6 protein-coding genes and 1 rRNA gene are annotated in these 7810 nt (G+C 72.8%); 4 read left to right on the top strand and 3 right to left on the bottom strand.

From position 1 onward, the window contains the following. Positions 1-892, bottom strand: an 892-nt coding sequence (mmuM, locus tag KS423_RS32040; protein WP_224283267.1) for a homocysteine S-methyltransferase, incomplete at its 3' end; no start/stop codon positions are given. A gap of 172 nt (positions 893-1064) precedes the next feature. On the opposite strand from mmuM, the gene KS423_RS32035 reads away from it, so the two are divergent. From KS423_RS32035 to KS423_RS32025, 3 genes are read left to right on the top strand one after another with little or no spacing between them, the layout of a single operon-like run. Then, positions 1065-1970, top strand: a complete 906-nt coding sequence (locus tag KS423_RS32035) for an NUDIX domain-containing protein (protein WP_224283266.1) — start codon at positions 1065-1067, stop codon at positions 1968-1970. A 51-nt stretch (positions 1971-2021) separates the two neighbouring features. Then, positions 2022-2570, top strand: coding sequence for an NUDIX domain-containing protein (locus tag KS423_RS32030; protein ID WP_224283265.1), 549 nt, complete (start codon positions 2022-2024; stop codon positions 2568-2570). A gap of 45 nt (positions 2571-2615) precedes the next feature. Continuing rightward, positions 2616-4733, top strand: coding sequence for an acetoacetate--CoA ligase (locus KS423_RS32025; RefSeq protein WP_374120064.1), 2118 nt, complete (start codon positions 2616-2618; stop codon positions 4731-4733). A gap of 85 nt (positions 4734-4818) precedes the next feature. On the opposite strand, the gene ptsP is transcribed toward KS423_RS32025, so the two are convergent. Continuing rightward, the gene (gene ptsP, locus KS423_RS32020; RefSeq protein ID WP_224283263.1) at positions 4819-6489 is read right to left on the bottom strand and encodes a phosphoenolpyruvate--protein phosphotransferase; all 1671 of its coding nucleotides are present in this window, start codon (positions 6487-6489) and stop codon (positions 4819-4821) included. 95 nt (positions 6490-6584) lie between these two features. Beyond that, the gene (locus tag KS423_RS32015; protein ID WP_224283262.1) at positions 6585-7034 is read right to left on the bottom strand and encodes a PTS glucose transporter subunit IIA; all 450 of its coding nucleotides are present in this window, start codon (positions 7032-7034) and stop codon (positions 6585-6587) included. A 667-nt stretch (positions 7035-7701) separates the two neighbouring features. Between KS423_RS32015 and KS423_RS32010 the strand changes: the two genes are divergently transcribed. Next, positions 7702-7810, top strand: a 16S ribosomal RNA gene (locus KS423_RS32010); the annotation flags it as partial.

Below are 7810 nucleotides of genomic sequence, written 5' to 3'. Positions count from 1 at the left end.
GCGCCGCGATCCCGTCCGTCCCGACCCGGCAGCAGCCGCCCACCAGCCGCGCCCCGTCCGCGAGCCAGCCGCCCACCCGCGCCGAGCGGAAGGTCGGCTCGCCGCACCAGCCCCGGCGGGCGGCGTCCCAGCTCTCCCCGCTGTTCGGGTAGACCACCACCGGCTTCCCGGTCACCTCGGCGGCCACTGCCACCGCCCGGTCCGCGTCCTGCGGCGTACAGCAGTTGACGCCCACCGCGACCACCTCGTCCACATCGGCGGCCGGCGCGAAGGCCTCCGCCAGCGGCTGCCCGGCCCTGGTCCGGTCACCCTCGATGCTGTACGACAGCCAGGCCGGGACCCCCAGTCCGCGCACCAGCCCCAGCAGCGCCCGCGCCTCGTCCGCGTCCGGCACCGTCTCCAGCGCCAGCACGTCCGGCCTGGCCGCCGCCAGCACCTCCAGCCGCGGCCGGTGGAAGTCCGCCAGCTCCGCGACGCTCAGCCCGTACCGGCCCCGGTACTCCGAACCGTCCGCCAGCACCGCTCCGTACGGGCCCACCGAGGCCGCCACCCAGCGCCGTCGCCCGCCCGGCTCCGACCGCGCCGCCTCCCGGGCCAGCTCCACGCTGCTCGCCAGCAGCCGCGCGGCCTGTGCCCGGCCGACCCCTCGGCGCGCGAAGCCCTCGAAGCTCGCCTGGTAGCTCGCGGTTATCGCGACGTCCGCGCCCGCCGCGAAGTACGCCCGGTGCGCGGCCACCACCGCCTGCGGGTCGTCCGCCAGCAGCCGCGCCGACCACAGTTCGTCCGACAGGTCGTGCCCGGCCGCCGCCAACTGGTTCGACATCCCGCCGTCGAGCACCAGCGGACCGGCGGCCAGCGCGGCGGCGAAGCCCGGCGGGGGAGCAGTGGGCATGTCGGCCTCCTCTGGCAGAGTTCCTGGTCACAGCCTAGAGGTGGGTGACCCCGCCGAGCGGGAAAACCATTTGCCGCAGGGGAATCCGATCGCTACGTTGTGCTCATCCCGAGAAGAACAGCGCCGGTGAGCAGGCCACCTGGCGCCGGTGAGCACGGAAAGGAGCCCGGCGATGGCAGCGGACGACCAACCGCCACCCACCGGGCCCGAGGCCGAGCAGGAGTGGCTCGCCGCGTACGACCCGCGCGCCTACGCCCCGATCGCCGTCACCGTGGACGTGGTCGCCCTGACCTTGCGCCACGACAGCCTGCACGTCCTGCTCGTCGAGCGCGGTGCCCCGCCCTACCAGGGCTGCTGGGCGCTGCCCGGCGGCTTCCTGCGGGCCGGCGAGGAAGACCTGGACGAGGCGGCCGCCCGCGAGCTCGCCGAGGAGACGGGCCTGCGGAGCGCTTCCGAGGCCGAGGTCAGGCTCTGCCGCCTCCACCTCGAACAGCTCGGCACCTATGGCGCCCCCGAGCGGGACCCGCGGATGCACGTCGTCTCCGTCGCCTACCTCGCCTTCGCCCCAGACCTGCCCGACCCCCAGGCCGGCACGGACGCCGCGGCCGCCGCCTGGCACCCCGTCTCCGACCTGGACCTCCGGCCCTGCGGCCGGTCCCGAGCCGCCGGTGCGCCCGCCGACACCCACGGGGGTGGCGTCGACGGGCGCACCGGCCCCGGCCCGCTCACGCTGGCCTTCGACCACGCCCGCATCCTTGCCGACGGCCTCGACCGGGTGCGCGCCAAACTCGAGTACAGCCCGCTGGCCACCGCCTTCCTGCCGTACGACTTCACCATCCCCGAGCTCCGCGCCGTCTACGAGGCGGTCTGGGGCGAGAAGCTCCACCCCGGCAACTTCCACCGCAAGGTGCTGTCCGTGCCCGGCTTCGTCGAGAGCACCGGCACCACCACCGAGCGCGGCGGCGCCCGCGGCGGCCCCCGCGCCCGCACCTACCACGCCGGCGACGCCCGCCTGCTGCACCCGGCGCTGCTCCGCCCCACCCGCGACGGCACGGCCGACGACCCCGGGGCCCCCTGACGTTCCGCAGCTCGCGGCAACACCGTCGACCCACCGGGCTACCATCCGGCCATGACCACTGACGAAGCGATCCAGACCGCCCACCGGCCGTTCTCGCACTGCCACTTCTGCGGCACGCCCTACCCGCCCGGCACCCGCACCTGGCCGCGCACCTGCCCCGGCTGCGCCGAGATCAGCTACCGCAACCCGCTGCCCGTCGCGGTCACCGTCCTCCCCGTCACCCGCCCCGGCGCCGACCCCGCGCTGGTCGTCATCCGCCGCACCATCGAACCGGGCTACGGCGAACTCGCCTTCCCCGGCGGCTACATGGACTACGGCGAGAGCTGGCAGCAGGCCTGCGTGCGCGAACTGCAGGAGGAGACCGGCATCCCCGCCGACCCGGCCGAGGTCACCCTGATCCACACCGCCTCCGACCCCAACGGCCGCTTCGTCATGCTCTGCGGACTGCTCCCGGCCCGCCCGCTCGCCGACCTCCCGCCCTCGCGCCCCACCGACGAGACCGACGGCTGGCTGCTCGCCACCGCCGAAACCCCGCTGGTCTGGGACTTCCACAACGGCGTCCTGCGCCGCTGGTTCAGCGGCGAGTTCACCCCCCGCTGACCTGCCGTCCACCCACCGGCCGACCCTGGCGCGGCGGGCGATCACATGGCATGGTCTGCACCGACAGCCCAACCGGACGGGTCTGCCACGAGCCCTCCCGTCCCCACCACCGGCCGGGAGACCACCACCGTGAGCACCCCACCGCAGGATCAGCCGCTCTGGCGCCCGAACCCCGCTCGCGCCGCCGCCACCACCCTCGTGGCCTTCCAGGCCTGGGCCGCCGAACACCACGGCGCCCCGGCCGCCCCGCTCGCCCCGGTCGCCGACGACCAGCAGGCCGCCCAGCGCTACGCCGACCTGCACGCCTGGTCCACCGGGGACCTCGACCGCTTCTGGACCGCGATCACCCAGTGGTTCGACGTCCGGCTGGCCACCGACCACTGCACCACCGTCCCGGTCGAGATCCTCGCCGACGCCACCATGCCCGGCGCCCGCTGGTTCCCCGGTGTCCGCCTCAACTACGCCGAGCACGCCCTGCGCGCCGCCGAAGACCCGGCCAATGCCGATCGCCCGGCGATCCTCCACCTCGACGAGACCACCGAGCAGCCGGCCGCCCTCACCTGGGCCGAACTCCGCCGCCAGGTCGGCTCGCTGGCCGCGGCCCTGCGCGCCCGCGGTATCGGCCCCGGCGACCGGGTCAGCGCCTACCTGCCCAATGTCCCGCAGGCCGCCGTCGCCCTGCTCGCCACCGCAGCGGTCGGCGCGATCTGGACCAGCTGCGCCCCGGACTTCGGCGCCCGCAGCGTCCTCGACCGCCTCCAGCAGATCGAACCCGCCGTCCTCTTCGCCATCGACGGCTACCACTACGGCGGCAAGGACCACGACCGCACCGAGGTCGTCGCCGAACTGCGCCGCGAACTCCCCAGCCTGCACACCGTCGTGCACGTCCCGCTGCTCGGAGCCCCCGCCCCCGAGGGCGCCCTGAACTGGGACGACCTGGTCGCCGACGAGGTCGAGCCGGTCTTCCAGATGGTCCCCTTCGACCACCCGCTCTGGGTCCTCTACTCCTCCGGGACCACCGGCCTGCCCAAGGCGATCGTCCAGAGCCAGGGCGGCATCCTCCTCGAACACCTCAAGCAGGCCGGCCTCCACCTCGACCTCGGCCCCCAGGACCGGTTCCTCTGGTACACCTCCACCGGCTGGATGATGTGGAACTTCCTGCTGGCCGGCCTCCTGGTCGGGTCCACGATCGTCACCTACGACGGCAGCCCCGGCCACCCCGACACCGGCGCCCTCTGGTCGGTCGCCGCCCGCACCGGCGCCACCGTCCTCGGCACCTCCGCCGCCTACGTGATCGCCAGCCGCAAGGCCGAGCTCCACCCCGGCCGGGACCTCGACCTCTCCGCCGTGCGCTGCATCGGCACCACCGGCTCCCCGCTCCCGCCCGACGGCTTCCGCTGGATCTACGACGAGGTCAAGCAGGACGTCTGGCTCGCCTCTGTCAGCGGCGGCACCGACGTCTGCTCCTGCTTCGTCGGCGGCGTCCCCACCCTCCCGGTGTACCTCGGCGAGATCCAGGCCCCCTGCCTCGGCGCCGCCGTCGAGTCCTGGGACGTCCAGGGCCACCCGCACACCGACACCGTCGGCGAACTCGTCGTCACCAAGCCCATCCCGTCGATGCCCACCGGCTTCTGGAACGATCCCGAGGGCACCCGGTACCACGACAGCTACTTCGACACGTACCCCGGCATCTGGCGCCACGGCGACTGGATCACCGTCACCTCCCGGGGCACCGTCGTCATCCACGGCCGCTCCGACTCCACCCTCAACCGTCAGGGCGTCCGGATGGGCTCCTCGGACATCTACGAGGTGGTCGAGCGCCTCCCCGAGATCGCCGAGTCCCTGGTCATCGGCCTGGAGGAGCCCGACGGCGGCTACTGGATGCCGCTGTTCGTCGTCCTCGCCCCCGGTGCGGAGCTGAACGACGACGTGATCGGCCGCATCCGGACCTCGCTGCGCACCGAGCTCTCCCCGCGCCACGTGCCCGACGAGGTCATCGCCGTCCGCGGCCTCCCGCACACCCTCACCGGCAAGCGGATCGAGGTCCCGGTCAAGCGCATCCTCTCCGGCACCCCGCTGGAGCAGGCCGTCAATCCCGGCTCCGTCGACCACATCGAGCACCTGCGCTTCTTCGAGCGGCTCCGCCTCGACCGCCAGGCCTGACCGGCCCCCAGACACACGACGAGGCACGAGAAAGGGGTGCCCCCACCGTCCTGGGTGGGGGCACCCCTCTCGCGTCGCTCCGTCCTCACTCGCCCGAGAGCACCTGCTGCGCGGCGGCCCGCGCCTCCTCGGCACCGTCCGCGGCCCGGGCCGCCTCCGCCGCCCGGCGGCACTGCGCCAGTGTGTACTTGGCGAGCGTGGTCCGCACGTAGGGGATCGAGGCCGCGCCCATCGACAGGCTGGTGACGCCCAGACCGGTCAGCACCACGGCCAGCAGCGGGTCGGAGGCCGCCTCGCCGCAGACGCCGCAGCTCCTGCCGCTCGCCCGCGCGGCGTCGGCCGCCGAGGCGACCAGGTCCAGCAGGGCCGGCTGCCACGGGTCCTGGAGCCGGGCCAGCGCACCCACCTGACGGTCGGCCGCGAAGGTGTACTGGGCGAGGTCGTTGGTCCCCAGCGACAGGAACTCGACCTCCTGGAGGATCGCCCTGGCGCGCAGCGCGGCCGACGGGATCTCGACCATCGCACCGAACTTGGCGTCCAGCCCGGCCTCCCGGCACGCGGTCGCGAAGTCCTTGGCGTCCTTGCGGTCGGCCACCATCGGGGCCATCACCTCAAGGTGCACCGGCAGGCCGTCGGCCGCCTCGGCGAGCGCCTTGAGCTGGGTCCGCAGCACGTCGGGGTGTTCGAGCAGGGTGCGCAGACCGCGCACGCCCAGCGCCGGGTTCGGCTCGTCGCCCGGGGTCAGGAAGTCCAGCGGCTTGTCAGCGCCGGCGTCCAGCACCCGCACCACGACCCGGCGCCCGGGGAAGGCCTCCAGCACCTTGCGGTACGCCTCGACCTGCTTCTCGGCGCTGGGCGCCTTCGCCGAGTCGTCCAGGAACAGGAACTCGGTGCGGAACAGGCCGACGCCCTCGGCACCGTTCTCCAGCGCGGCCGGCACGTCGGCCGGGCCGCCCACGTTGGCCAGCAGCGGCACCCTGTGGCCGTCCGAGGTCTGCCCCGGGCCGGAGGAGGCGGCGAGCGCGGCCTTGCGCTCGGCGGCGACCGCCCGCAGCTCGTCCTGCTTCTTCTGGGAAGGCTCCAGCAGCACGTCGCCGGAGCTGCCGTCCACCGCGACGACGGTGCCCTCGCCGACCTCGATCGCACCCGGCAGCGCCACGACGGCCGGCACACCCATCGCCCGGGCCAGGATGGCGCTGTGGCTGGTCGGCCCGCCCTCCTCGGTCACGAAGCCGAGCACCAGCGTCGGGTCGAGCAGCGCGGTGTCGGCCGGCGCCAGGTCCCGCGCGAACAGCACGTACGGCTCGTCGCTGTCGGGCACGCCCGGCATCGGCACACCGAGCAGCCGGGCGACGATCCGGTTGCGCACGTCGTCCAGGTCGGCGACCCGCCCGGCCAGGTAGTCCCCGGCGGAGGCGAGCAGCGCCCGGTAGGCCGCGAACGCGTCGTAGACACCGCGCTCGGCACTGCTGCCGACGGCGATCCGGCGGGACACGTCGGCCATCAGCTCCGGGTCCTGCGCCATCAGCGCCTGGGCCTCCAGCACGGCCTGCGCCTCGCCGCCCGCGAGGTTGCCGCGCGCGATGAGGTCGGCGGCGACCGCCTCGACGGCGGCCTGGGCACGCGCCTGCTCGCGCGGGGCGTCCTCGGTCGGGATCTGGGTGGCCGGGGGCTCCAGCACCGCCGTCCCCATGTGCCGCACCTGGCCGATCGCGACCCCGTGGCTCACGCCCACGCCGCGCAGCGTCTTCTCCATGTCACCTGTCTCCGCTGAGATGAGCGGCCCGCCGGGAACCGCTGTGTGGGGGCCGCCCCGTCATCTCGTCCGGGGCGGGTGTCGGAAGGAAGAGGTCAGCTCCAGCTGAACAACTGGTCGCCCGCCTTGGCCTCGCCGTCCTCCCGCAGCGCGCCGAGCGACTCGGCGGTGGCCTCCAGCGCCACGATCGGCGAGATCGGCGACTTGCCCGCGGCCTCGACGGCAGCCGGGTCCCACTTGATGACGGCCTGACCGCGGGTCACCGTGTCGCCCTTGTTGACGAGCAGCTCGAAGCCCTCGCCGTTGAGCTGAACCGTGTCGATCCCGAGGTGGGTCAGAACACCGTGGCCCTCGGCGTCCACGACGACGAACGCGTGCGGGTGCATGGAGACGACGACACCGTCAACCGGAGCGACCGCCGTGGTCTGCTCACGAACGGGGTCGATCGCGGTGCCCGGGCCGACCATCGCACCCGAGAACACCGGGTCGGGCACGCCCGCGAGCCCCACGATCTTGCCGGTCAGCGGCGACGTCACAGTGGTCATGGTTGTGCCTCCCAAATGCGCAGTACAGCGAGCGGCCGCGAGGAGCGGCATGACGATCAACTGAAGCCTAAATCATGTCAACTTAGGGCATCTTCTGACATTCCAGGGCGAAGGCCCTGCCCGCGCCTACCTGTCCGGCCGGCGGCTCACCGACCTGCGAGTGGTCTAGTCCTCTGGGTCGATGCGCCGCACTCTACAGGCATCTTGGCGAATCGGGACCATTGCTGTATATGCTCGCGAGAGCAACAAATCATGCCGCCGCCCGGAGGGCTCCCGGCGTGGCTCGATTCGCGCTCTGGCCACCGACCGGCTATGGTTGGTCGGGTCGCCGCGACTCCGCGGTTAACGCCAGATTTCGGATGCGAAAAGCCCCGGTAAACGGAGCGGAAAGCGTCTGATAAGCTGGAAACACGAAAGAACGAAGCCCGGAGGGCCTGCTGGAAGGCGGTCCGAAGGAAGCGTCCGTTCCTTGAGAACTCAACAGCGTGCCAAAAGTCAACGCCAGATATGTTGACATCCCCGGCCTCAGGTTTCCTGGGGTTGGAGATTCCTTTTGAAATAACACTAGCGAGGACGCAGTGCGCGGGGCCGCCTTATTCCGGTGGTTGCCGTGCCGCTCAACGCGGGTGTCGACCGGCGCTTTTAATTAAGCACTGCCGGGTAAACATTCACGGAGAGTTTGATCCTGGCTCAGGACGAACGCTGGCGGCGTGCTTAACACATGCAAGTCGAACGGTGAAGCCCTTCGGGGTGGATCAGTGGCGAACGGGTGAGTA

The sequence above is a fragment of the Streptomyces sp. LS1784 genome (assembly GCF_020103755.1).
GTDB lineage: Bacteria > Actinomycetota > Actinomycetes > Streptomycetales > Streptomycetaceae > Kitasatospora.
Note: the sequence above shows the minus strand (reverse complement) of the source record. Positions and strands in the feature narration are given on the sequence as shown.

Coding starts and splice junctions, on each gene's coding strand:
- KS423_RS32030 (WP_224283265.1), top strand. CDS start 2,022: ATGACCACTGACGAAGCGATCCAGACCGCCCACCGGCCGTTCTCGCAC.
- KS423_RS32025 (WP_374120064.1), top strand. CDS start 2,616: ATGGCATGGTCTGCACCGACAGCCCAACCGGACGGGTCTGCCACGAGC.
- KS423_RS32015 (WP_224283262.1), bottom strand. CDS start 7,034: ATGACCACTGTGACGTCGCCGCTGACCGGCAAGATCGTGGGGCTCGCG.
- ptsP (WP_224283263.1), bottom strand. CDS start 6,489: ATGGAGAAGACGCTGCGCGGCGTGGGCGTGAGCCACGGGGTCGCGATC.
- KS423_RS32035 (WP_224283266.1), top strand. CDS start 1,065: ATGGCAGCGGACGACCAACCGCCACCCACCGGGCCCGAGGCCGAGCAG.